The following is a 23,486-nucleotide window of genomic DNA, read 5'->3' as shown; positions in this document are numbered from 1 at the left end:
GATGGTACAACAGGAATCGAGATTAAACGTTGCTGATAACAGCGGCGCAAAAGAAGTATTGGTAATTCGCGTGCTAGGTGGAACCGGCAAACGTTATGCTTCAATTGGTGATAAGGTAGTTGTTACCGTAAAAAGCGCATTACCGTCAGGTAATATTAAAAAAGGTACAGTTTCTAAAGCAGTTGTTGTAAGAACTAAAAAAGAAATCCGTCGTAAAGATGGTTCTTATATCCGTTTTGACGATAATGCTGCTGTATTATTGAACGCACAGGATGAGCCAAGAGGTACACGTATCTTTGGCCCGGTTGCGAGAGAACTACGTGAAAAACAATTCATGAAAATTGTATCATTAGCACCGGAGGTATTATAAAATGGGAAACAAAGTAAATACACCATCAAAACTTAAAATCCGCACAGGAGATTTAGTTAAAGTAATTGCTGGCGATTCAAAAGGTCAACAAGGAAAAGTACTTTCAGTACAAATAGATAAAAACAGAGCCATTGTAGAAGGCGTTAACTTAGTGTCTAAACACACTAAACCAAATGCTGCAAATCCGAACGGTGGTATTATTAAAAAAGAAGCTGCTCTTCACATTTCTAACTTGATGTTGGTTGATCCAAAATCTGGTAAAACTACCCGCGTTGGTCGTAAACTAAACGCTGATGGTAAAATCGTTAGAGTTGCTAAAATTTCAGGGGAGGAAATTAAATAATGGCTACACCTAGATTAAAAAGCAAATACAAAGAAGAAGTTGTAAATGCGTTAAAAGAGAAATTTCAGTACAAAACTGTAATGCAGGTTCCAAAATTGGAAAAAATCTGTATCAATCAGGGTGTGGGTCGTTTTTCTGTTACTGATAAAAAGATTATGGATACGACAATCGTTGAATTGACTACTATTACTGGTCAGCAAGCGGTTCCGGCACAATCTAAAAAAGATATCTCTAACTTTAAATTGCGTAAAGGTATGCCGGTAGGTGTACGTGTAACATTACGTGACAACAATATGTATGAGTTCTTGGATCGTTTGATCTCTGTAGCTTTACCACGTATTCGCGATTTCAAAGGTATTAACGATAAAGGTTTTGATGGAAAAGGTAACTACACTTTAGGTGTTACTGAACAAATCATCTTCCCAGAGATTAATATAGATAAAATCAATAAAATTTTAGGGATGGATATAACTTTCGTAACTTCGGCAAAATCTGACGTTGAGGCGCTTGAGTTATTGAAACAATTCGGATTACCATTTAAAAATCAAAAAACAGCAGAATAATGGCAAAAGAAGGTGTAAAAGCACGCGAAGTTAAGCGCCAAAAATTGGTAGCTAGATACGCTGAAAAACGTGCAGCATTAAAAGCTGCAGGAGATTTCGAGGGTTTAGATAAATTACCTAAAAACTCCTCTCCGGTACGTTTACACAACCGTTGTAAATTAACTGGTCGTCCTCGTGGATATATGCGTACCTTTGGCATTTCAAGGGTAACGTTCCGCCAGATGGCATTAGACGGTAAAATACCAGGTGTTAAAAAAGCATCTTGGTAATATAGCTTAGAGCTTAAAGCTTAAAGTCTAAAGCGAATAAATCCGCTTTAGGCTTTAGTCTTTTTGCTTTTCGCTTAAAAAAGAATTTTAACCGATAGAAGGTCCCACAGCTGGGTAGCAGAAGGAAACCACTATCAAAAACAATAAATAATGAATACAGATCCAATAGCAGATTATTTAACAAGAGTAAGGAATGCCATTAAGGCCAACCACCGTGTTGTAGAAATTCCTGCATCAAACCTTAAAAAAGAAATTACTAAAGTTCTTTTCGACAAAGGTTACATCGCGAACTACAAGTTTGAAGATACTACAGTTCAAGGCACCATTAAAATTGCTTTGAAATACAATCCAATCACTAAAGTTCCTGCTATTCGTACATTAGTGCGAGTAAGTAAACCAGGTTTGAGAAACTACGCTGGTGTTGAAAATATGCCAAGAGTATTAAACGGTTTAGGTATCGCAATCTTATCTACTTCTAAAGGTGTAATGACTGATAAAGAAGCAGCCAAATTAAACATTGGTGGTGAGGTATTGTGTCACGTTTATTAATATTAGGAGAACAGCACAATGTCAAGAATAGGAAAAGCCCCAATTACAATCCCTGCAGGAGTTACAATCACGGTATCAAATGATAACGTTGTTACAGTAAAAGGCCCTAAAGGTGAATTAACACAAGCAGTAGATTCAGATATCACTGTAAGTCAAGAAGATGGAATTTTAACAGTTCAACGTCCATCAGAACAAAAGAAACACAAAGCATTACACGGTTTATATCGCTCATTGCTTAACAACATGGTTGTTGGTGTTACAGAAGGTTATAAATTAACTCAGGAATTAGTAGGTGTTGGTTACCGTGCGACAAACCAAGGTAATACACTTGATCTAGTTTTAGGTTATTCTCACCACTATGTATTCCAATTACCAGAAGAGATTAAAGTAACTACATCTTCAGAAAAAGGTCAGACGCCTAAAATCATTTTAGAAAGTATTGACAAACAATTGATCGGTCAGGTAGCAGCGAAAATCCGTTCGTTACGTGCACCAGAGCCATACAAAGGTAAAGGTATCAAGTTTGTAGGTGAAGTGTTAAGAAGAAAAGCAGGTAAATCAGCATCTAAAAAATAGTAATCATGGCAGGTAAAAAATTATCAAGAAGAGATCGTATTAAAAAAGGGATCAGAAAAAGACTTACCGGTTCGGAAGAGCGTCCAAGGTTATCTGTATATAGAAGCAATAAAGGGATTTATGCGCAGGTAATTAACGATGTAACCGGTACAACAATAGCTTCAGCATCATCATTATCGAAAGATTTTGCTGGTACTGGAAGTAAATCAGACCAATCAGTTGCAGTAGGTAAATTAGTTGCCGAAAAAGCAATTGCTGCAGGTGTTAAACAAGTTGTTTTCGATAGAAATGGCTATTTATACCACGGTCGTGTAAAATCGTTAGCAGAAGGTGCTCGCGAAGCTGGTTTAGTATTTTAATCTGAAGAAAAAGTAAGATGTCAACTATCAATATAAAAAGAGTTAAAACCACCGATATCGAATTAAAGGATCGTTTGGTTAGTATACAACGTGTTGCCAAAGTAACCAAAGGTGGTCGTACTTTCAGCTTCTCAGCAATTGTTGTTGTTGGAGATGAAAACGGTGTTGTTGGTTTCGGTTTAGGTAAAGCGAAAGAGGTAACTGAAGCAATCGCTAAAGGTGTGGATGATGCTAAAAAGAACTTGGTAAAAGTTCCAATTTTAAATGGTACTGTTCCTCACGAGCAAATCGGTAAATTCTCAGGTGGTTTTGTTTTAATCAAACCAGCTGCAGTAGGTACTGGAGTAATTGCAGGTGGTGCGATGCGTGCTGTATTAGAGAGTGCTGGCGTTCATAACGTACTGGCAAAATCTAAAGGTTCATCAAACCCACACAACGTGGTAAAAGCAACTGTTGATGCATTAACAAAAATGCGTGATGCTTATACAGTAGCTCAAACTCGTGGTATCGATTTAAACAAAGTATTTAACGGATAATATCATGGCTAAGATCAAAATAACACAAGTAAAAAGCGTTATCGACAGAAGCGAGCGCCAAAAAAGAACCGTTCAAGCTTTAGGTTTATCTAAAATGAATCAAAGTGTTGAGGTAGAAGCTACACCGCAAATTATCGGTATGGTTCGCAAAGTGAATCACTTAGTAGCTATCGAAGCAATTTAATAAAAGTTTAAAGCTAGTAGAGGATACACCTTTGCTAGCTTTATATATGTTTAATCGTTGTACCTGTTTAGTGAAAGCGAAGGGCAACACAAATTCAAAAAAATGAATTTAAGTAATTTAAAACCTGCAGTAGGTTCTACAAAAAACAACAAAAGAATTGGTCGTGGTACAGGTTCTGGTCGTGGCGGTACTTCAACTCGTGGTCACAAAGGTGCGGGTTCTCGTTCAGGTCACTCAACCAAAATCGGTTTTGAAGGTGGTCAAATGCCTTTACAACGTCGTGTGCCTAAAGTTGGTTTCAAACCAATCAACCGTACAGAATATGTTGGCGTAAACTTAGATGTATTACAAACTTTAGCTGAGAAACACAGCTTAACAACTATCGATTTCGCTGCTTTACAAGCACATGGTTTAGCTTCAAAAAATGACTTAGTTAAAATCTTAGGTCGCGGTGAGGTTAAAGTAAAATTAGAAGTTACTGCACATGCATTCTCTGCAACTGCTCAAAAAGCTATCGAAGCTGCAGGCGGTTCAATTGTAAAATTGTAATTATTAAATGAAGAAGCTATTTACTACTTTAAGTAATATCTGGAAAATTCAAGAATTAAAAGAGCGTATATTGTTTACGCTCTTAATTCTTTTGGTATACCGTTTCGTATCTCACGTGGTTTTACCAGGTGTAGATCCAACTGCTTTAGGCACTAACGAAAAATCAGGACTTTTAGGCATACTAGATATGTTTGCCGGAGGTTCATTCTCTCGTGTGTCTATTTTAGCATTAGGGGTAATGCCTTATATCTCTGCATCAATTGTGGTGCAACTATTAGGTATTGCTGTTCCTTCTTTCCAAAAAATGCAAAAAGAAGGCGAAAGTGGTAGAAAGAAAATGAACCAGATCACTCGTTATCTAACGGTAGCGATTACAATCGTTCAATCTGTAGGTTACGTTAAAACGCAAGTTCCGGCAGAAGCTATTTTATTACCAAATACTTTATTTTTAGTGTTATCTACGTTTGTATTAACAGCAGGTACATTATTCGTAATGTGGTTAGGTGAAAAAATTACTGATAAAGGTATTGGTAACGGTACATCACTAATCATTATGGTTGGTATTATTGCCCGTTTACCTATTGCAATTTCTCAAGAGTTTAGTGCACGTGTGGGTTCTGCCAGTGAAGGTGGAGGCCCGGTTGCTTTGGTTTTAGAGATTGTTGCACTTTTTGCTGTAGTAATGTTTACCATTTTAATTGTTCAAGGTGTACGTAAAGTACCTGTACAATACGCTAAGAAAATTGTTGGTAACCGTCAGTTTGGTGGTGTTCGTCAGTACATTCCTTTAAAGGTTAATGCCGCTGGTGTAATGCCTATCATCTTTGCTCAAGCCTTGATGTTTATTCCTGGTGCATTAACGCAATTTGTTCCTTCATTGCAAGGATCATGGTTAATTCAATTTAGCAATACAACTTCATTGGCTTATAGCTTAACGTTCGCGTTTTTAATTATTGCATTTACTTTCTTCTACACTGCTATTACAGTAAATCCAACTCAAATGAGTGACGATATGAAGAAAAATGGTGGTTTTATTCCAGGTGTTAAACCAGGTTTTGCAACATCAACTTTTATTGATGATGTGATTTCAAAAATCACTTTTCCAGGTGCGGTATTTTTAGCGATCATTGCTATTTTACCTTCCATCGCTGTTAAGTTTGGTATTAAACAAGAGTTTGCTCATTTCTTTGGTGGTACATCATTATTGATCTTAGTAGGTGTTGTTTTGGATACTTTACAGCAGATTGAAAGTTATTTATTAATGCGTCACTATGATGGATTAATGAAGACGGGTAGAGTTACCGGCAGAACAGGAGTTCCTGCCGCGAGTAGCAATGCAGCGTTGTAAGATAAACTATTTGATTTTGAATGGATAGAATGAGTGAAAGCTTGGCTAAGTGGTTTACTCATTCATAATTCACGCATTCAAAACGTTAAATGAATGTCTAAAATTTATTACAAATCTCTTGAAGAGATTGAGCTAATAAGAGAAAGTTCCATGCTTGTTTCTAAAACTTTAGCTGAAGTAGCAAAAGTGATAAAAGCAGGCATGACTACTTTAGCCCTAGACAAGCTAGCTTATGAGTTTATTAATGACAATGGAGCGATTCCTGCATTTTTAAACTACAACGGTTTCCCAAATTCTTTATGCATTTCGCCTAATGAACAAGTTGTTCATGGTTTTCCAAGCGAGTACATTATACAAGAAGGTGATTTAATTTCAGTAGACTGCGGCGTAATTAAAAACAATTATTTTGGCGATTCAGCCTATACTTTTTCAATCGGAGAAGTTGATGATGAAAAGCAAAAGCTGGTTGAGGTTACTAAGCACTGCCTGGAGTTAGGCATTGAGAAAGCTGTAGTTGGGATGCGTACCGGAGATATTGGCTTTGCCATTCAACAATACGCAGAGGGAAATGGATTTGGTGTAGTAAGAGAATTAGTAGGACATGGTGTTGGCGTGAAACTTCACGAAAAACCAGAAGTTCCGAATTATGGAAAGCGTGGGGCAGGACCAAAACTTGAAGAAGGAATGGTGATTGCAATAGAACCCATGATCAATGCCGGCGTTGCAGGTGTAAAGTTTCATAATGATGGATGGACGGTTACCAGTAAAGACAATAAGCCATCAGCTCATTTTGAACACACAGTAGCAATTAGAAGGGGAAAAGCAGATGTTCTATCTACGTTTTCGATGATAGAAAAAGTTTTACAACAAAAAAAATAAATAATTAAAATTTTTTATTTAATTTTGCAACCCTGTTTAGAAGCAGCTAATTAAGTAACAATCAATAAAATATGGCTAAACAAGCCTCAATTGAACAAGACGGAGTAATAAGAGAAGCATTATCAAATGCGATGTTCCGAGTAGAACTTGAGAACGGACATGAGATTATTGCTCACATTTCAGGTAAGATGCGGATGCACTACATCAAAATTTTACCTGGTGACAAAGTAAAACTAGAGATGTCTCCTTATGATTTAACAAAGGGACGCATCACTTATAGATACAAATAAAATGAAAGTTAGATCATCAATTAAAAAACGTAGCGCTGATTGTAAGATTATTCGCCGTAAAGGTAAACTTTACGTTATCAACAAGAAAAATCCGAAATACAAGCAACGTCAAGGGTAATTAGAAAATATTGTAATATACCGTACAACGGTGGCCCGCCGTTCGGAATTACGTAAAAAATAAATAAATATGGCAAGGATTTCAGGTATTGATTTACCAAGAAACAAAAGAGGAGAGATTGGTTTAACTTATATCTATGGTATTGGTAGAACTACTGCACAACGTATTTTAACTACTGCAGGTATCGATCTTAACAAAAAAGTGCAAGATTGGTCTGATGATGAATTATCAGCTATCCGTACAATGATTAACGATGAAATTAAAGTAGAAGGTGCTTTAAGATCAGAGGTTCAGTTAAACATCAAACGTTTAATGGATATTGGTTGTTACCGTGGTTTACGTCACAGAAAAGGTTTACCTTCTCGTGGTCAGCGTACTAAAAACAACTCACGTACTCGTAAGGGTAAGAGAAAAACAGTTGCTAACAAGAAAAAGGCTACTAAGTAATAGATAGATGTGAGATGTGAGATTTAAGATATGAGTACCATATCTTTAAAATCTGCTCGAAATCTGGAACATAAGAAAAAGTAGGATACTGAGTATCGGGGTAGAGAAAGTCTCATATCTCAAGTCTCATATCTAAAATCTAAAAGATAAAATGGCTAAGAGTAAAAAAGTAACAAAAAAACGTATCGTTGTAATTGAGCCTGTTGGTCAGGCACATATCAATGCTACTTTCAACAACATCATCGTTACGTTAACTAACAACAACGGACAGACTATTTCATGGTCTTCTGCTGGTAAAATGGGCTTTAAAGGTTCTAAAAAGAACACGCCGTATGCAGCTGGTCAAGCAGCTTCAGATTGCGGTAAAGTTGCATTTGATTTAGGTTTACGTAAAGTTGAAGTTTTTGTAAAAGGTCCGGGTTCAGGTCGTGAATCTGCAATCAGAACTTTGCAAGTAGCAGGTATTGAAGTAACATCTATTAAAGATATTACTCCACTTCCACACAACGGATGTCGTCCTCCTAAAAAGAGAAGAGTTTAATTAATTTTAAAGCTAAGAATCTTCAGTTACAGGCTGAATGATACTTTAAAAACAGAAAAAAAATGGCAAGATATACAGGCCCAAAATCAAAAATCGCCCGTAAATTCAGAGAACCAATCTTCGGTCCTGATAAGGTGTTAGACAGAAAAAATTATCCTCCTGGCCAACATGGCGTTTCAAAAAGAAGAGGAAAACAATCTGAGTATGCGATCCAGTTAATGGAGAAACAAAAAGTAAAATACACTTACGGTGTATTAGAAAAGCAGTTCAGTAACTTGTTTAAAAAAGCATCTTCACGTGCAGGTATCACAGGTGATAACTTACTTCAATTGTTAGAAGCACGTTTAGATAACACAGTTTACCGTTTAGGTATTGCAACAACCCGTTCTGGTGCACGCCAGTTAGTTAGCCATAAACACGTAACCGTGAATGGTGAAGTTGTAAATATCCCTTCATATCAGTTAAAAGCTGGTGATGTGGTTGCGGTTCGTGAAAAGTCAAAATCTTTAGAATCAATTAGTAACTCAGTTGCAGGCAGAACCATTAACAAGTTCGCATGGTTAGAGTGGAATGCTAGTGAATTAACTGGTAAATTCTTAACTTACCCACAACGTGATGAGATTCCTGAAAACATCAAGGAAAACTTAATCATCGAGTTATACTCAAAGTAATAAATAAGATAGTTAATTACCTCGAAAGGGTAATTAACTTTTTTCTTGTTACTATATATTCAATAACGAATTTAAAAAAATATAAATGGCAATTTTAGCATTTCAGAAACCTGACAAAGTGATCATGCAGAAATCAACAGATTTCGATGGCACATTTGAATTTCGTCCTTTAGAGCCCGGTTTCGGTGTAACAATTGGTAATGCCTTAAGAAGAATTTTACTTTCTTCGTTAGAAGGTTATGCTATTACTACTATTCGTTTTTCAGGCGTTTCGCATGAGTTTTCTACCATGAAAGGTGTTGTAGAAGATTTAACTGATATCATCTTAAACTTAAAACAAGTTCGTTTTAAGAAAACAGGTGATTCTGGTGATGCTGAAAAAGTTTTCATCATTGTTAATGGTCAAGATCAATTCAAGGCTGGTGATATCACTAAATTCTCTAACAACTTTACAGTATTAAACCCTGAGCATGTAATTTGCAATATGGATAAATCTGTGACTTTAGAAGTGGAATTAACCATCAATAAAGGACGTGGTTATGTACCTGCTGAAGAAAATAAAGTTGCTGATGCTGTTGTAGGTGTTATCGCGATCGATTCGATCTACACGCCAATGAAAAACGTAAAATACACAATTGAAAACTTCCGTGTTGAACAAAAAACGGATTATGAGAAATTGGTATTAGACATTTCAACTGACGGTTCAATTCATCCGGAAGAAGCATTAAAAGAGGCGGCTAAGATTCTTATCCAACACTTTATGTTATTCTCTGATGAGAACTTGGTGTTAGAATCTCAGGCAAAAGAAGAAACTAAAGAAGTTGATGAGGAAATTTTACACATGCGTAAAATCCTTAAAACTGAATTAGTGGATATGGATCTTTCAGTTAGAGCATTAAACTGCTTAAAAGCTGCTGATATCCGTACTTTAGCTGATTTGGTTTCTTACGATGTTGCTGACATGTTAAAATTCAGAAACTTCGGTAAAAAATCTTTAACAGAGATTCAAGAACTTGTAAAATCAAAAGGTTTATCATTTGGTATGAACCTGTCTAAATTCAAATTAGACGAAGAATAATTCAATCTTCAGTTGATAGTTTTCAGTTTGGAAATTTGAAATTGAGATTTGAAAATTAATTAATTTTCACTGTGTATAATTCCCTCTGAGACAGAGACGGTATACACTTAATTTAAAAACAATGAGACACGGTAAAAAAGTTAATCACTTAGGCAGAACCGACAGCCACAGAAAAGCGATGTTAGCTAACATGGCTACTTCACTAATCAAGCACAAAAGAATTTCTACAACTTTAGCTAAAGCTAAAGCTTTACGTACGTATGTTGAGCCACTTATCACTAAGTCAAAAAATGATACTACTCACTCACGTCGTACAGTTTTCTCTTACTTACAAGATAAAGAGGTAGTAACTATTTTGTTCCGCGAGGTTGCTGAGAAAGTTGCTAATCGTCCAGGTGGTTACACTCGTATCATTAAATTAAATAATCGTTTAGGTGATAATGCTGAAATGGCTTTAATTGAATTGGTAGATTATAACGAAGTTTACGGTAAAGATGTAGAGGCTAAAGAAGAGAAGAAAACAACTCGTCGTGGTAGAAGTAAAGCTGCTGCTCCTAAGGCTGCTGAAGCGAAAGCTGAAACTGCAGAAGAAGCTGCTCCAGAAACTACAACTGAAGAAGCTCCAGCTACTGAAGAGCCAAAAGGAGAATAAGTTTTTCCCCTTTAAAATTTTAGAAGTCCTGTGCGAAAGTGCAGGACTTTTTTTGTTTATATTTAATTTTATTCTAACCTTAAAAAATGGCCAGATCAATCTTTTTTATTTTAGCCTTCTTAAGTTTTTCGGCTTCAGCTCAGCAGAAACCTATTTCAATTATAAACAAAGTTATTTCTATTTATGGTCGGGAATTAGAAATCAATGCCGATGGTTTTCCAAAGCAAATAAAGTCTTATTACGATTGGGAGTTTAACAAATTTGGTTTTAAGCCAACAAATTTGCTTTATGAACCCATCCATTTTCATTATTTCACTTCTCCCAAAACACAGGAGAAATTGGTGATCAGTACATTCGATATTATCTCGAATACAACCGATTCTGTGGTTTGGCATGCTACGAGTTCCTCTGACAATATTTCTCAATATGTACGGGCTAAAATGAGTGAAGATGGATTTGTGGATCTCCGTGTACGAATCAAGGCATTAAAGGCTGTTGTGTTTTCAACGATCAACTTTCACATTCCGTTTGAAAAGAATGCTGCCAAATATTTGACTGGACTAGGAAACCATGGGTACTTAAGGCCGGATACCGTAAAATGGAGCTGGAAACTGGCTGATAAAATCAGTCCAGCGGTGTTGATAGGGAATGACAATGCTGCCTTGTATATCAATATAGATCAGTCAAAAAAATCGGAAACCTTATCAGCTCAAAATGGCTGGAGAAATGATGATAAAGGAACGATGCAAGTTAACATTAAAGGTAGCTCAATGTTGACCGAGTTTTCTACCGGAGTTGTTTCATTAAGTGCAGGTGATGAATTGACTTTTAACTTTAGCTTGCTTGTAACGCCAATCGATAGGAAAGACGGCAGAAGAGATCTTCAAAAAAGATTTAATAAATATCATTCGAGATAAATACCTGAAAGAAACTATCGCCTATATTCAATGAAAACAGGCAATAGCTAATTTAGTTAATGTAATCAGCGATATATTTTTGCCAGTCTACATTAAAGGGGATGACAACGTATTTTCCTTGCGGACTAACTAAAAATTTCGATGGCCAGGAGGAAACATTATATTTTCTTTCAATCTGATTGTCAGACATGACAACCGGGAAAGTATAATTTAAGTTCTTCATATATTCTTTTACAGTAGGCTCCCGATCGTTACTCGCAATGGTAATGATATTTAAGTTTTTCATTTCTCCTTGCATTGTATTAAGATAAAGTTTCTGCAAATCAGGATGCTCCTGTCTACATGGCGAACACCAGGTACCCCAAAAATCAATTAAAGTCCATTGTTCTTTGTTTTTCCCTGAAACGTATTGATTACTATCGATTTGAGTTAAAGAAAATAATGGTGCTTGTTGGAACTTCTTATTAAACTCATTTAGCCAATAATCACCAAAATTGATTTTACCTTTATACAATGCCTTTGCCTTTTTTTTAAATGAGGGATTATTCATAGACATTGCCATAACCGTTTTAAATTTTTCTTCATCACTTCCAAGAGCAGACAAATAATCCTCTTCAAAAGAATATTTTTCATTTCCGAATAGAAAAATCATATCATAAAAGTACGCATGAGAAACCGTCTTGTCTAAAATATCAGGACTATGTTCATATGCCAGCTTCAAATATCCTAGCTTTTGATCTTGAGTTAATTTTGCATCCTGTGACATAATAAAGTTGCAGTAGGCAAACATATACCTGTACCAGGCTCGTTTCTCATTAATAGATCTTTGGATGGTAGTCAGATCTTCATTTACTTGATGATCTTGTAGGTTGTTATAAATGAGTTTAATGACCTGATCTGCATCTGGCCGAAGTTTATCATTATTGTACATTAACCTAGCGATCATCAAAGCATATCTTGCTTTGCGTTGAGTATAAAAATTGTTGGTTCCTTTCAAATAACTTATATAAGCTTTTCCAATTTCTTTTAGGTTTTCTGGATTTGAAAAATTCTTTTGCGCTTGTATCCAATAAGAAATAGGAAAAACCATCTCTTTAATGAATTGACTTGTATCATTTTCTAACTTTTCCAGAATAATATAGGCGTTTTTTACCGATTCCCGAGTTATTTTCAGTGCAGAGTCTACCGTCATATTCATCCGTTTTAAGCTTGCTAAAAAAGCAGGATCGGTTCGGTATTTTTCCTCATCACGAGGGATGAACGATTGAGCAAAACTTTCATGAAGTAATTCTTCGGCAGCATCTGGCCGAATTGTGGCTAATGCCTGAAGATACCTGATTGCCGAGTCTGGATACTTATCGCGAGCTCCTTGAAAGCCATTGAAGTTTAAGGCATAGTCTTCCATAGAAGCTTTATTTTGTGCGGAAGCCAGAACCGCAAATAACAGGCAAAAAGATAAGAGCGTTAATTTTTTCATTTTAGTAAGTAAGTAGAGGGTTAAACTTTCACATTTTCCATTCCATATTGTTTCAATACATCCTGTGGAACGCCCGTCCACTGGTTTGGCGCATTGCCTGCATAACCAATATCTTTTACACCAATTTCTGTTGTGTAAAAGCCAGAAGCGGTTAAATTTCGCATTCTATTAAAGAAGGTAACTCCTGCCTGAACCTCAGGTTTCGCTTTTTTAGGATAGGCAATTTCATCGATGATCGAAATTTGTTGATCTGAAGAGGCATCGATAAAAGACTTACTAAACTTGTTGAAACAATAAACATCGAGCCATTTTAAACCACCACGCATAGGTACTTTGTGTTCTGGAATATCTTTTACTATAAATTCAATAAATTCTGGCACTTTAGCATCTGATGCACTTCCAGAAATATCGTCTTTCGGGATAATAATATCTGCCAAAACCGTGATCGTAGCCATTTCATGTTTGGTAAAATAAGTTTCAGCTTTCAGTCTTTTATCCCGGTCAATTTCCCACTGTTCTCGTCCAGCTTCTTTGTTTGTTTCATCAGGAGTTGTTGCAACTTCTGTTTTTGTATCGGGTTGTTTGCAAGCCTCTAACAATACCGCTGTACTTACTGCAGTTAAGCCAATTGCTTTTAGGGAATCACGTCTGTTCATATTGCAATTCTTTAAATGTTTTGTTTTTTCTTTTGAGCTAAAATATATTCAGCGGTGCGCATCGAGAGTGCCAGGATTGTCCAGGTCGCATTTTTATCGCCCTGTTGTACAAATGGACCAGCATCAACTACGAACAAATTCTTGCAATCATGCGCCTGACAATATTTGTTTAAAGCAGATTTTTTAGGATCGTCGCCCATACGTATGGTTCCCACTTCATGGATAATTTTGCCGGGAGGGAGTAAACCATAATTGGTTTCAGGGCCTTGAATTTCAGATGTGACTACGCCACCCATTTCTTTCATCATGTTTAAGAAAGTATCCTGCATGTGTTTCGCTTGCAATATCTCTTCCTTTGCCCATTTATAATGGAAACGCAAAACCGGAATACCGAATTTATCAACCGCATTAGGATCTATTTCACAATAATTGTCTTCACGGGCAATTGCAGTTCCCCGGCCAGCCATGCCCACCGTTGTACCATAAAAACGGCGGTAGTCATCTTTTAATGATTTACCATAACCTCCCGCATCTTTCATTTTCCCATCCCGGCCTGGAACCATACCGTTCATTTGCGCCACGCCGCCGCCAAAGCCATAAGCAGGCATTCCCATTCCACCCCAGTATTCGATATGATAACCGCGTGGGAAATTTAGTTTTTTATTATCCAGCCACCAGGGTGAGTAAATGTGAACACTGCCTAAACCATCTTCATTATACCGTTTGCGATCCATTAACTGTGGAAGAAATCCCGACACACTTACTCCTGTAGAGTCGTGAAGATATTTACCAACAACACCACTACTATTGGCTAAACCATTAGGATGTGCTGAAGATTTTGAATTCAGTAAAATACGGGCAGATTCACAGGCACTGGCACCAAGGATAACCATTTTTCCATTAACCTGGTATTCTTGTAAATCTTTTCTATTTACATAAGAAACACCTTTAGCTGAACCATCTTTGTCAGTAATCACTTCACGCACCATAGCCTCGGTAATCACGGTTAAGTTCCCTGTTTTTACCGCCGGGATGACCAGGCAGGATGACGAAGAAAAATCGCCGTAAACTTTACAACTTCTGCCGCATTGGCCGCAATAGAAACATGGAGCCCTATCGCTGTTGTTGGGTAATGGTTCAGTAAGTACGGAGCCACGACCGGCAATTACTTTCACTCCGGCTTTATCTGCTCCTTTTTTTATAAAAAGTTCCGTTAAACGAGGCTTTGGCGGTTTCATGAAAATCCCGTCGGGTTCATTAGGCAATCCTTCTTTGGTTCCGTAGATGCCAATCATGCGATCAACTTTATCATAAAATGGTTTTACATCATCGTAAGTGATTGGCCAATCATCAGTTAATCCATCCTTCGCCTGAAAGTCCAATGGCCCCATTCTCAGAGATATTCTACCCCAGTGATTTGTTCTACCACCCAGCATTCTTGAGCGGAACCATTCAAATTCAGTTTTGTTTTTAGTGGTATAGGGTTCTCCCTCTAATTCCCAACCTCCATAGGAAGCGTCGAAATCTCCAAACGGACGAACGGTACTTGCACCTCTACGGGGTGATTCCCAAGGCCATTTCAATTGGTGGGCATCTAATCTCGGATCGAAATATTGCCCCGCTTCAAGCATTAAAACTTTTTGTCCGGCATTTGCCAAAACATAGGCTGCCATACCACCACCTGCTCCCGATCCAACAATAATAGCATCGTAAACAGTTGGCGATTTTTTTATCTGAAAGTCACTCATGAAAATTGGTTAGAAATGAATTGATATTCTAATCTAAAGCTAATTTTTTTGAAATAAAAGCGATCGGTGATTTTGGAATGATTACAGATAATATCTTGCATAGTGATATTCCTAAATCGTATTAGCTGAATCTTTTCCCAACCGATCGAAAATCAATTTTTAACAGATTTTTTTAGTCAGATTCTGATATCTCCGCTAACAAAAAGTCGCTCAATTGTTACATTCGATTCTACAGTCGGTTCTGCAGATAAATTGGTTTATCTTTGTGGTTTAAAATTTATCGATGGTATTTTCAGCACATTTAGAACAATTTACATCGGCTTTAACACAAAGCCTCAATGCCCAAATTTTTGTTAAGGTTTCGCTAGGGAATTATAAAGGGAAGGAAAATGCGTTGAAGCAAATTCATGTTCGTAAAGTGACTATCAAACGCGAAGATAGACTGGCTTTTACCTATCGCTACCAAACGCGTGATGTTTTTAAAAACTATAGTTTACATGAAGGTATTCGCCTGATTTCGGAATACCTGAATACGGGTTTTAAAATAGGTACGTTGTTTACTACTGAGAAAGATTTAATCCTGGAACAGTTAAATAATGGTAAGGTTGTATTACGGGAAGCAAAAGCTTCTGCGAAAGAACTTCCTGCTGCGAGCCATGATAAGGAAAAATCAAGACTAATCACAGCTGATTCAAAATCATATTTAACCGAATTAAAAATTACAGATGCCGATGGAAAAGTGTTTAAAAACGCACAGGATAAATATAGGCAGATTAATCATTACATCGAAATTTTAAGTTCCCTGATTAAAGAATTACCCAATGGTACCATTAAAAAAGTTGCGGATATGGGTTCGGGAAAAGGCTACTTAACTTTTGCTTTGTATGATTATTTGCATTCCGTTCTAAAACTAGATTCTGAAGTTGTTGGTGTGGAATATCGTCAGGATATGGTTGATTTATGTAACGATGTCGCCAGGAAATCAAGCTTCAGTAAATTGAACTTTGTTCAGGGAACAATTGAAGACTACCATGCGGATGACGTTAATTTATTAATTGCACTTCATGCATGCGATACGGCTACTGACGATGCGATTTTTAAAGGTATTAAAGCTAATGCTGAATTAATTGTGGTTGCTCCTTGCTGCCATAAACAGATCCGTAGGCAAATAGAACAGCACAAAGTGAAAAATGACGTTTCTTTTTTAACCAAATATGGCATCTTTTTAGAACGTCAGGCCGAAATGGTGACGGATGGAATTAGAGCCTTGATTTTAGAGTATTTTGGTTATAAAACTAAAGTATTCGAATTTATTTCTGATGCGCATACCCCAAAGAATGTGCTGGTAGTTGGGATTAAGAGAAGTCCTAAGTCGTTAGTCGGAAGTCAGATAAGTGAGGAACAGAAAGTATTGCTACAAAGAATTAAAGATAGTAAAGCCTATTTTGGAATTGGGTATCATCATCTAGAGCGTCTGCTCGGTTTATAAGTTGGGCTTAGCCGAATGAATCTGGTCGATATTATAAAATATATATATGCATTTATAAATGCAATAAAATGATTGCTACCAAAGCAGGAATGGATTGAACATAAAGAATTTTCTTGCTAGCGGTGGTAGCACCGTAAATGCCGGCAATAACTATGCAGGTTAAGAAAAATATCGCAACATATAATCTCCAGTGATGATTGCTAATACAAAGTGACCAAATTAAACCAGCCGCCAGAAAACCATTGTACAAGCCCTGGTTTGCCGCCAATGTTTTTGTTGGTGGGAATAAATCTTTAGGGATGGTTTTGAAAACTTTAGGTGCTTTTGTCGTCCATGCGAACATCTCTAACCACATGATATAAATGTGAATGGCGGCAACCAGGCCAATCATGATTTGTGCTGCTAACTGCATTTTAACTTGTTTTGGTGCTTTGAAGATACAATAAATAAGGCAGTTCTGCTATTGGATAACTGTACTGATTCTTTATACGGATTGTAGAAAAGCAAATCTCCTACCTAAAAATCTCCTCTCATTGCTTTAATATTTAAAAAGCTATATCTTTCAGAAAATTTCTGTAAATATTATCTCTTTGGTAATCAGCGGGATAAGTTTGTTTTAACTTTTATTTAACTTTTTTTACTTACTGATGCAACCAATGTTTGTAATCTTCCATCTTCTATATACAAACACACAATGAAATTGACGCGGAGCTATACGATAAACGATTTGATGGAGGGCTGCAAAGCAGGCGACCGGAAGATGCAGGAGTTGCTTTACAAGCAAACTGCATCGAAAATGCTGGCGGTTTGTATGCGCTACGCAAAAGATAGAATGGAGGCTGAAGATGTATTACAAATGGGTTATATCAAAGTTTTTCAAAAAATTAAAGAGTACCGGGGTGAAGGTTCCTTTGAAGGATGGATTAGGAGAGTAATGGTGAATACTGCCATTGAAAGCTACCGCAAAAATTTAAGGAGCCTGAATGTGGTAGAGATTGACGAGGCCTATGAGCAACCATCAACAGGGTTTGATTTCGGAACATTGGGCATGCAGGATTTGATGAAAGTGATACAAAAATTGGCTGATGGTTATCGCATGGTTTTTAATATGTACGCCATAGAAGGCTATTCGCACAAAGAAATAGGAGAAACATTAGGTATCTCTGAAGGCGCTAGCAAATCGCAGTTGTCGAGAGCCAGAGCAATTTTAAAAGAAGAAATTATAAAAATGGAGGGATTTGGTTATGCAACCTATACAGGATAAGGATTTTGATAAGTTATTTAAAGATGCTTTCGAAGAGGCAGAGATTACGCCATCGAGAAACTTATGGACTAATATCGAAAGCGAAATTGAACCAAAGAAAAAAAGGATTGTTCCGGTTTACTGGTTAGCTGCAGCAGCAGTTTTGGTAGTGGCAACAGTTGGAATGTTAGTTTACCAACAGCAAGATGTTGAGCCAAAACAGTTTGCAAATAATGTTGAACAAAGTACAAAACCTATTGTTGAAACGCAACCTGTTCAAGATTCTGTGGAAGTTGTTGAAGCCGTAACGCAGAGAGTTGAACCAGCTTTACCAGTTACTGCGAAGCCCGCTCAGGCTATTGCAAAAACCGAGATTAAAGAAATCGTAAAACCTGTAGAAAAGCAAAAAATAATTTCTGCTCCTGAAATGCAGAAACAGGAAACCATGATGGCTCAGGTGGAAAAACCTAAAGAAGACATCAAGGCAAAAATTGAAGATGCGGTTTCAAGAGTAACTCAAGAAACTGTAATTGCATCTACTGCTACAGCTGTTAAGGCAGATGAAGTGACAGGAGAGGATAACCAATCAGATAATAAAGGCATCCGAAATGTTGGCGATGTGGTAAACCTGATTGTAAATAAGGTTGATAAAAGAAAAGATAAATTTATCCAATTCCGTACGGATGATGATGATTCTTCCATCTCCTCGATCAACATTGGGCCGTTTAAGTTTGGTAAAAGGAAAAAGTAATCAGATTCAAAAATTAAAATCAAGCATCTAGCGCTATCATTCGATAATTCATTCATTCAAAATTCAAAACATAAACACACAAAATATGAAACGTCTAATATTTACAACACTTTTAGTAAGCGGACTTGCTAGTGTTATTGCTCCGGGAGCTTTTGCTCAACAAGATAGTACCAAGAAAAATAAAAAAGATTTAAATTATGGTATTGTTACCATTACCAGAGGTGATAAAGACAGTACTCAAACCGATCCAAAAAAAGGTAGGTTCATAGGCGGGGTAACTTTTACCCGAATTGATTTAGGCTTCTCGAGATTAATTGATAATGGAAGCTTTAATCTATCTCCAAATAACGAATTTTTAGATTATCGCGGCGGTAAAACCAGTACTTTCTCTTTTGATGTTTTACAATTCGGCTATCGTTTTAACTCTAATTTTAAACTTTATGTAGCTGGAGGTTTCGACTGGACATTGATCAGATTGAGAGATAATGTTACCATTCAAAAAAACCTGCCTACGTTAACTGCGCTTCCAGAAAATGTTGATTTTTCTAAAAATCGTTTTTCAAGCAGTTATGTGCACATCCCGCTAAATTTTGAGTTCCGCACCAATGAAACTCGTAAAGGAAAAAGATTCTACTTTATCTTAGGTCCAGAAGTAAGTTTCTTATTGGGTGGAAAGGTTAAACAAATCAGCGAGGAGTTTGGAAAGCAGAAACAATATGATAACTATCACTTTCAATCGGTTCGTTACGGCGGTTCATTCAGATTTGGTTACGGCGGGTTAGGCTTATTTACTAAATACTATTTTAACGATATGTTCGATACAGCGGCTCAGGCAGGCCTGAAAAACATGAGCTTCGGCGTAACATTCGGTTTAAATTAAAATATAACAACACACAAATAAGTTAAATCCTGTTTCGGTTAGGCGAAACAGGATTTTTTTTGTTTAAAACATTTTCTTTAAAGCTTTAGTCTTTCTGCTTTAAGCTTTATATTTACCCTGTGAGCGATACGATAATCAGTGTAAAAAACTTAACAAAACAATACCAATCAGAACAGGCTGGGGGGATAAAAAATATTAGTTTTGACATTAATAGTGGTGATGTGGTTGCCATTATCGGCGAAAGCGGAAGTGGAAAATCGACCTTGTTAAAATCGATTTTCGGTTTGTTGAAAACCGATGAAGGGGATGTTTTCTTTGAAGATAAGCGGGTTTTAGGACCTGATGAGCAACTCATTCCCGGGCATAAACAAATGAAAATGGTTACCCAGGATTTTTCATTGAATATTTATGCAAAAGTTTATGATAACATTGCTTCACAATTATCCAATACCGATTTAAAAACCAAGGCCGAAAAAACTTTGGCCATTATGGAGCATCTGCGCATACTTCCTTTACAAAATAAAAAAATTATAGAGCTAAGTGGCGGTGAACAACAACGTGTTGCTATTGCCAAAGCCATGGTTGCCGATACGAAGGTTTTATTGTTAGATGAACCTTTCAGTCAGGTAGATGCCTTACTTAAAAATCAATTGAGAGCCGATATTAAACGTGTTGCGGCAGAAACAGGAGTAACAGTTATTTTGGTTTCTCATGACCCGGCTGATGGCTTATTTCTGGCCGACCAGTTATTGATTTTAAGAAACGGCGAACTTTTACAAACGGGTAAACCATCTGAAATTTATCAGCATCCGAAGCATATTTACACGGCACAAATTTTAGGTAATGCTGTCGTTTTATCTCGTGGCGATGCCGAAAAGATAGGACTTAAAACTTTTTCAGGAAATGTAGTTTTCTACCCGGAGTGGGCAGAGATCAGCAGCAACTGGAGCAGCAGGCGTTTTGAGGTAAAAGACGTCTATTACAAAGGTTTCTATGATGAACTGTTATTGGAAAGAAACGGCGTAACCGTTCGTGCTTTACAATTGAATAGGGGAGAGCATAAAAAAAACGACCACGTTCAATTGAACATTAGTCGTTTTTTAGAGTTTTAGAATGATTTTTTATAAGTCATTTCCAACGAGTACGATCTTTACTCTTACGGTTGAAGTCGGCCTACGTGGCTGAAGTTGAGAATCGGCACTTTGTACATCAATTGCTACTCCTCCTCTATATACTTCATAGCTAAAAGCATCAATATTATAAACGAATGGCAATGCGATATAGCTTGCACCATTGTTATAAGAAATGTAAACTAGTGTTCCCTCATTATCTATGTGAAATTGGTCAATCTCTGGAACAGAAATTTCAGCGCTATAAGTTTTGTTGTCGCTACTAAGTGCCCAGGCAGTTGTTGGAATATCTTTAACTACAGTTAGGATAGTGTTTGAACTTTGAACTACAGTTTCTTTCTTGCAAGATGCCAAACCTAGTGTGACGATGCAAAGCATTAGGATAGTAAGTTTTTTCATTGTGATTAGTTTTTATTTGTGTGTGTATTGGGCGTAACACAAAACAACTGCCAAAAAATCAGTAAACCAGATTATGGATTAATAATTGTTTATTCAGTAGAACACAACATTGAAAATTGAATTAATATCTTATAAAATGAGAGTGATTTTTAGAGTTTTACCTTGGTTAATTTTATTGGTTGCAGGCTACTTTTTTATTTCAAAAAAGTTTAGTATCAACACTTCAGTAGAGAGTAAACATCAGCTATTGGTCGAAAAAATCGAGGCTATGGGCAAATTAGAGCTGGTTCGTTATCAAATTAGCGATGTAATTGAGCATAAAAATAAAACAGATTTCCTGCCCGAAGCCAGTGTTTTACTTATCGTTAAAGCAGAGGCAGTAGGCTGCGTTGACCTTACTAAAATTACGCGTGAAGATATCAAAGTTGAAGCGGATACCGCTGTAGTAAATTTACCACAGCCAGAGATATGTTATGTAAAAATTGACCATGAAAGCTCACGGGTTTATGATACCAAAATGGCCTATTTCAGAGAAGCAAAACTGGTAGATGAGGCTTACAAAGCGGCAGAACAGAAGATATCTTCAGAAGTTAAGAAGTCGGATATACTGGCTCAAACTAAAACCAATGCATCAAGTGTGTTGAAACCTATCATTGAAGGATTAGGCTATAAAAATGTTCGTTTGACTTTTAACTAAAAAACTAACCACAAAGGGTTAGAAGAAAAATGTTTTCTAGTCTTTGTGGTAAATCTATTTTAAAAAATCCTCACGGTGCGGATTGAAAATATCAATTAACAAACCATCTTTTAAACAAACCACACCATGAAATACATTTGATGGCGCAAAGAAAACATCGCCTTCGTTAAGTATTTTCTTGTCATTGCCCATACTCACTTCAAAACTGCCTTTTGCCACATAACTTAACTGTAAATGGGGGTGATTATGGATGGAACCAATTGCATCTTTTTCAAAGGCAACTTTAACCAGCATTAGGTTGTCATCAAAAGGCATTACCTTTCGCTTTACACCTCCACCTAAATCATCCCAATCGAGGTCGTTATCGGTAATTAGTGTTCTATTGGTTAAATCTTTGAAGTTCATTTTTTGTAGGGTTAAGTCATGTTGAACCTGTAGAAACCTTTTTAATGTTTTCGACAGGCTCAGGCTGACAAAGCTAACTAAACCAAATACTCAAATAAAGTCTGGTCTTGGTTTAATTCTATAATTTCAAATTTAAAATCTTTCATGCGTTGCAGTAAGCTTGCATAATCATCTTTATTGGTCAGCTCAATTCCAACTAAAGCCGGCCCATTTTCTTTGTTTGTCTTTTTAATAAATTCGAAACGGGTAATGTCATCCTGTGGGCCTAAAACCTCATTCACAAATAACTTTAAAGCTCCCGGACGCTGCGGGAAACGAACAATAAAATAATGTTTTAAACCCTCAAATAGCAAAGATTTCTCTTTGATTTCCTGCATGCGTTCAATATCATTATTCCCACCACTCACCACGCATACAACCGTTTTACCCGAAATTTTGTCTTTTACTTGCTCTAAAGCCGCAACGGATAACGCACCTGCAGGTTCTACAACAATGGCATCCTCGTTGTAAAGTTTTAAAATAGTAGTACAAATTTGCCCTTCCGGAATCAGGTAAGTGGAGCTTAGCAATTCCTTACAATACTGGTAAGTAATCCAGCCCATTCTTTTAACTGCTGCACCATCAACAAAACGTTCTATATTTTCAACCGTAATCGGCCCACCATTTTTAAGTGCCTCACTTAATGATGGCGCACCCATGGGCTCTACACCGAAAATTTTCACATCAGGTTTTACGGTTTGCAAATAAGCACTCACGCCAGATGCTAAACCACCACCACCAACTGGTACTACAATCACATCTAAATCCGGCAAATCTTCAAAAATTTCCATCGCAACAGTCGCCTGTCCCTCAATCACTTTTTCATCATCAAATGGCGGAATAAATGTAGATGACTTTTCTTCACAGTATATTAAGGCTTCCTTTAAACAATCATCAAAAGTATCGCCAACCAATACAATTTCAATGTTATCGCCGCCAAACATATTTACCTGTTTAATCTTTTGCTTTGGCGTTATTTCAGGCATAAAAATTACACCTTTAATGCCTAACTTTTTACAGGAATAGGCAACACCTTGGGCGTGGTTACCAGCGCTTGCACACACAATGCCATTTTTTAGCGCATCGGCGGGTAAGGCACTTATCTTGTTATAAGCACCACGCAATTTATAAGAACGCACAATTTGTAAATCTTCTCGTTTGAGATAGATATTTGCGTTATACTTTAACGATAATCCTGCATTAAATTCAAGAGGAGTGCGTTTTACAACGCCAGCCAAAGTTTTAAAAGCGCTTTCAAAGTCGAAAGTGTTTTTTATTGTATCGTTCATTTTTTTACCCCAAACCCCTAAAGGGGCTTTTAAAAATCAGGTGT

At 36.9% G+C, this 23,486-nt stretch carries 33 protein-coding genes; 26 read left to right on the top strand and 7 right to left on the bottom strand.

Features of this window, described 5'->3' with window-relative positions:
- The first annotated feature begins 1 nt into the window (after position 1).
- The 20 genes from rplN to EA772_RS02220 all read left to right on the top strand — a co-directional run bounded on the left by rplN (position 2) and on the right by EA772_RS02220 (position 11,239).
- Entirely contained in the window at positions 2-370 is a 369-nt protein-coding gene (gene rplN, locus EA772_RS02315; protein WP_010599900.1) for a 50S ribosomal protein L14, read from the top strand.
- Position 371: 1 nt separating this feature from the next.
- A complete protein-coding gene (rplX, locus tag EA772_RS02310) occupies positions 372-713 on the top strand; it encodes a 50S ribosomal protein L24 (RefSeq protein WP_116169305.1) in 342 nt (113 codons plus the stop codon).
- Positions 710-1,276 (top strand): 50S ribosomal protein L5, encoded by a 567-nt coding sequence (rplE, locus tag EA772_RS02305; protein WP_086003386.1) that lies wholly within the window; start codon positions 710-712, stop codon positions 1,274-1,276. The genes rplX and rplE overlap by 4 nt, the downstream gene beginning before the upstream one ends.
- Entirely contained in the window at positions 1,276-1,545 is a 270-nt protein-coding gene (rpsN, locus tag EA772_RS02300; protein WP_010599897.1) for a 30S ribosomal protein S14, read from the top strand. Before rplE ends, rpsN begins: the two co-directional genes overlap by 1 nt.
- A 147-nt stretch (positions 1,546-1,692) precedes the next feature.
- Positions 1,693-2,094, top strand: a complete 402-nt coding sequence (gene rpsH / locus EA772_RS02295; protein ID WP_231427289.1) for a 30S ribosomal protein S8 — start codon at positions 1,693-1,695, stop codon at positions 2,092-2,094.
- Positions 2,095-2,112: 18 nt separating this feature from the next.
- Positions 2,113-2,670: a 50S ribosomal protein L6 gene (gene rplF / locus EA772_RS02290; RefSeq protein ID WP_010599895.1), complete on the top strand. Its 558-nt coding sequence runs from the start codon at positions 2,113-2,115 to the stop codon at positions 2,668-2,670.
- Between the two features lie 5 nt (positions 2,671-2,675).
- The gene (gene rplR, locus EA772_RS02285) at positions 2,676-3,029 is read left to right on the top strand and encodes a 50S ribosomal protein L18 (RefSeq protein WP_010599894.1); all 354 of its coding nucleotides are present in this window, start codon (positions 2,676-2,678) and stop codon (positions 3,027-3,029) included.
- A 17-nt stretch (positions 3,030-3,046) separates the two neighbouring features.
- Entirely contained in the window at positions 3,047-3,565 is a 519-nt protein-coding gene (gene rpsE / locus EA772_RS02280; protein ID WP_010599893.1) for a 30S ribosomal protein S5, read from the top strand.
- 4 nt (positions 3,566-3,569) lie between these two features.
- Entirely contained in the window at positions 3,570-3,749 is a 180-nt protein-coding gene (gene rpmD, locus EA772_RS02275) for a 50S ribosomal protein L30 (RefSeq protein WP_010599892.1), read from the top strand.
- A gap of 102 nt (positions 3,750-3,851) precedes the next feature.
- Complete coding sequence (gene rplO / locus EA772_RS02270) at positions 3,852-4,298, top strand: 50S ribosomal protein L15 (RefSeq protein WP_010599891.1); 447 nt, start codon at positions 3,852-3,854, stop codon at positions 4,296-4,298.
- Positions 4,299-4,305: 7 nt separating this feature from the next.
- Positions 4,306-5,646, top strand: coding sequence for a preprotein translocase subunit SecY (gene secY, locus EA772_RS02265; protein WP_010599890.1), 1,341 nt, complete (start codon positions 4,306-4,308; stop codon positions 5,644-5,646).
- A gap of 93 nt (positions 5,647-5,739) precedes the next feature.
- The gene (gene map / locus EA772_RS02260) at positions 5,740-6,525 is read left to right on the top strand and encodes a type I methionyl aminopeptidase (RefSeq protein WP_124911043.1); all 786 of its coding nucleotides are present in this window, start codon (positions 5,740-5,742) and stop codon (positions 6,523-6,525) included.
- A 71-nt stretch (positions 6,526-6,596) separates the two neighbouring features.
- Positions 6,597-6,815, top strand: a complete 219-nt coding sequence (gene infA, locus EA772_RS02255) for a translation initiation factor IF-1 (protein ID WP_010599888.1) — start codon at positions 6,597-6,599, stop codon at positions 6,813-6,815.
- A gap of 1 nt (position 6,816) precedes the next feature.
- The gene (gene rpmJ / locus EA772_RS02250) at positions 6,817-6,933 is read left to right on the top strand and encodes a 50S ribosomal protein L36 (protein WP_010599887.1); all 117 of its coding nucleotides are present in this window, start codon (positions 6,817-6,819) and stop codon (positions 6,931-6,933) included.
- A 69-nt stretch (positions 6,934-7,002) separates the two neighbouring features.
- Positions 7,003-7,380 (top strand): 30S ribosomal protein S13, encoded by a 378-nt coding sequence (gene rpsM, locus EA772_RS02245; protein WP_010599886.1) that lies wholly within the window; start codon positions 7,003-7,005, stop codon positions 7,378-7,380.
- A gap of 151 nt (positions 7,381-7,531) precedes the next feature.
- On the top strand, positions 7,532-7,921 hold the full coding sequence (gene rpsK, locus EA772_RS02240; protein WP_010599885.1) for a 30S ribosomal protein S11: 390 nt from the start codon (positions 7,532-7,534) through the stop codon (positions 7,919-7,921).
- A 62-nt stretch (positions 7,922-7,983) separates the two neighbouring features.
- Complete coding sequence (gene rpsD / locus EA772_RS02235; RefSeq protein ID WP_010599884.1) at positions 7,984-8,592, top strand: 30S ribosomal protein S4; 609 nt, start codon at positions 7,984-7,986, stop codon at positions 8,590-8,592.
- Between the two features lie 85 nt (positions 8,593-8,677).
- On the top strand, positions 8,678-9,670 hold the full coding sequence (locus EA772_RS02230; RefSeq protein WP_056848536.1) for a DNA-directed RNA polymerase subunit alpha: 993 nt from the start codon (positions 8,678-8,680) through the stop codon (positions 9,668-9,670).
- A gap of 121 nt (positions 9,671-9,791) precedes the next feature.
- Positions 9,792-10,322 (top strand): 50S ribosomal protein L17, encoded by a 531-nt coding sequence (rplQ, locus tag EA772_RS02225; RefSeq protein WP_010603291.1) that lies wholly within the window; start codon positions 9,792-9,794, stop codon positions 10,320-10,322.
- 86 nt (positions 10,323-10,408) lie between these two features.
- Entirely contained in the window at positions 10,409-11,239 is an 831-nt protein-coding gene (locus tag EA772_RS02220; protein WP_124911042.1) for a glycoside hydrolase domain-containing protein, read from the top strand.
- A gap of 52 nt (positions 11,240-11,291) precedes the next feature.
- Here EA772_RS02220 and EA772_RS02215 read toward each other — a convergent pair whose 3' ends face one another.
- From EA772_RS02215 to EA772_RS02205, 3 genes are read right to left on the bottom strand one after another with little or no spacing between them, the layout of a single operon-like run.
- A complete protein-coding gene (locus EA772_RS02215) occupies positions 11,292-12,716 on the bottom strand; it encodes a TlpA disulfide reductase family protein (RefSeq protein ID WP_124911041.1) in 1,425 nt (474 codons plus the stop codon).
- A 20-nt stretch (positions 12,717-12,736) separates the two neighbouring features.
- Positions 12,737-13,372, bottom strand: a complete 636-nt coding sequence (locus tag EA772_RS02210; RefSeq protein ID WP_124911040.1) for a gluconate 2-dehydrogenase subunit 3 family protein — start codon at positions 13,370-13,372, stop codon at positions 12,737-12,739.
- 11 nt (positions 13,373-13,383) lie between these two features.
- The gene (locus tag EA772_RS02205) at positions 13,384-15,120 is read right to left on the bottom strand and encodes a GMC family oxidoreductase (protein ID WP_116169310.1); all 1,737 of its coding nucleotides are present in this window, start codon (positions 15,118-15,120) and stop codon (positions 13,384-13,386) included.
- A 283-nt stretch (positions 15,121-15,403) separates the two neighbouring features.
- On the opposite strand from EA772_RS02205, the gene EA772_RS02200 reads away from it, so the two are divergent.
- A complete protein-coding gene (locus EA772_RS02200) occupies positions 15,404-16,609 on the top strand; it encodes an SAM-dependent methyltransferase (RefSeq protein ID WP_124911039.1) in 1,206 nt (401 codons plus the stop codon).
- Positions 16,610-16,661: 52 nt separating this feature from the next.
- Here the strand turns inward: EA772_RS02200 and EA772_RS02195 are convergent, their stop codons facing one another.
- Positions 16,662-17,021: a DUF1304 domain-containing protein gene (locus EA772_RS02195; protein ID WP_124911038.1), complete on the bottom strand. Its 360-nt coding sequence runs from the start codon at positions 17,019-17,021 to the stop codon at positions 16,662-16,664.
- Between the two features lie 282 nt (positions 17,022-17,303).
- Here EA772_RS02195 and EA772_RS02190 point away from each other — a divergent pair, with 282 nt between their 5' ends.
- From EA772_RS02190 to EA772_RS02175, 4 genes are all read left to right on the top strand, one after another.
- Complete coding sequence (locus EA772_RS02190) at positions 17,304-17,873, top strand: RNA polymerase sigma factor (protein ID WP_010601060.1); 570 nt, start codon at positions 17,304-17,306, stop codon at positions 17,871-17,873.
- Positions 17,854-18,603, top strand: a complete 750-nt coding sequence (locus EA772_RS02185; protein ID WP_124911037.1) for a hypothetical protein — start codon at positions 17,854-17,856, stop codon at positions 18,601-18,603. The genes EA772_RS02190 and EA772_RS02185 overlap by 20 nt, the downstream gene beginning before the upstream one ends.
- Positions 18,604-18,688: 85 nt before the next feature.
- Positions 18,689-19,483 (top strand): outer membrane beta-barrel protein, encoded by a 795-nt coding sequence (locus EA772_RS02180; protein WP_010601058.1) that lies wholly within the window; start codon positions 18,689-18,691, stop codon positions 19,481-19,483.
- 119 nt (positions 19,484-19,602) lie between these two features.
- On the top strand, positions 19,603-20,595 hold the full coding sequence (locus tag EA772_RS02175; RefSeq protein WP_116169315.1) for an ABC transporter ATP-binding protein: 993 nt from the start codon (positions 19,603-19,605) through the stop codon (positions 20,593-20,595).
- Between the two features lie 9 nt (positions 20,596-20,604).
- On the opposite strand, the gene EA772_RS02170 is transcribed toward EA772_RS02175, so the two are convergent.
- Positions 20,605-20,991 (bottom strand): hypothetical protein, encoded by a 387-nt coding sequence (locus tag EA772_RS02170; RefSeq protein WP_124911036.1) that lies wholly within the window; start codon positions 20,989-20,991, stop codon positions 20,605-20,607.
- A gap of 157 nt (positions 20,992-21,148) precedes the next feature.
- Between EA772_RS02170 and EA772_RS02165 the strand changes: the two genes are divergently transcribed.
- On the top strand, positions 21,149-21,709 hold the full coding sequence (locus tag EA772_RS02165) for a DUF4230 domain-containing protein (protein ID WP_124911035.1): 561 nt from the start codon (positions 21,149-21,151) through the stop codon (positions 21,707-21,709).
- 54 nt (positions 21,710-21,763) lie between these two features.
- Here the strand turns inward: EA772_RS02165 and EA772_RS02160 are convergent, their stop codons facing one another.
- Positions 21,764-22,114 carry a cupin domain-containing protein gene (locus tag EA772_RS02160; RefSeq protein WP_124911034.1) on the bottom strand — a complete coding sequence of 117 codons (351 nt, stop codon included), beginning with the start codon at positions 22,112-22,114 and terminating at the stop codon, positions 21,764-21,766.
- 77 nt (positions 22,115-22,191) lie between these two features.
- Positions 22,192-23,442 (bottom strand): threonine ammonia-lyase IlvA, encoded by a 1,251-nt coding sequence (gene ilvA, locus EA772_RS02155; protein ID WP_116169319.1) that lies wholly within the window; start codon positions 23,440-23,442, stop codon positions 22,192-22,194.
- Positions 23,443-23,486: the final 44 nt, after the last annotated feature.

Origin of the sequence: Pedobacter sp. G11 (assembly GCF_003860265.1) — a bacterium.
Lineage (GTDB): Bacteria > Bacteroidota > Bacteroidia > Sphingobacteriales > Sphingobacteriaceae > Pedobacter > Pedobacter agri.
This window is presented reverse-complemented; position numbering and strand designations above follow the sequence as displayed.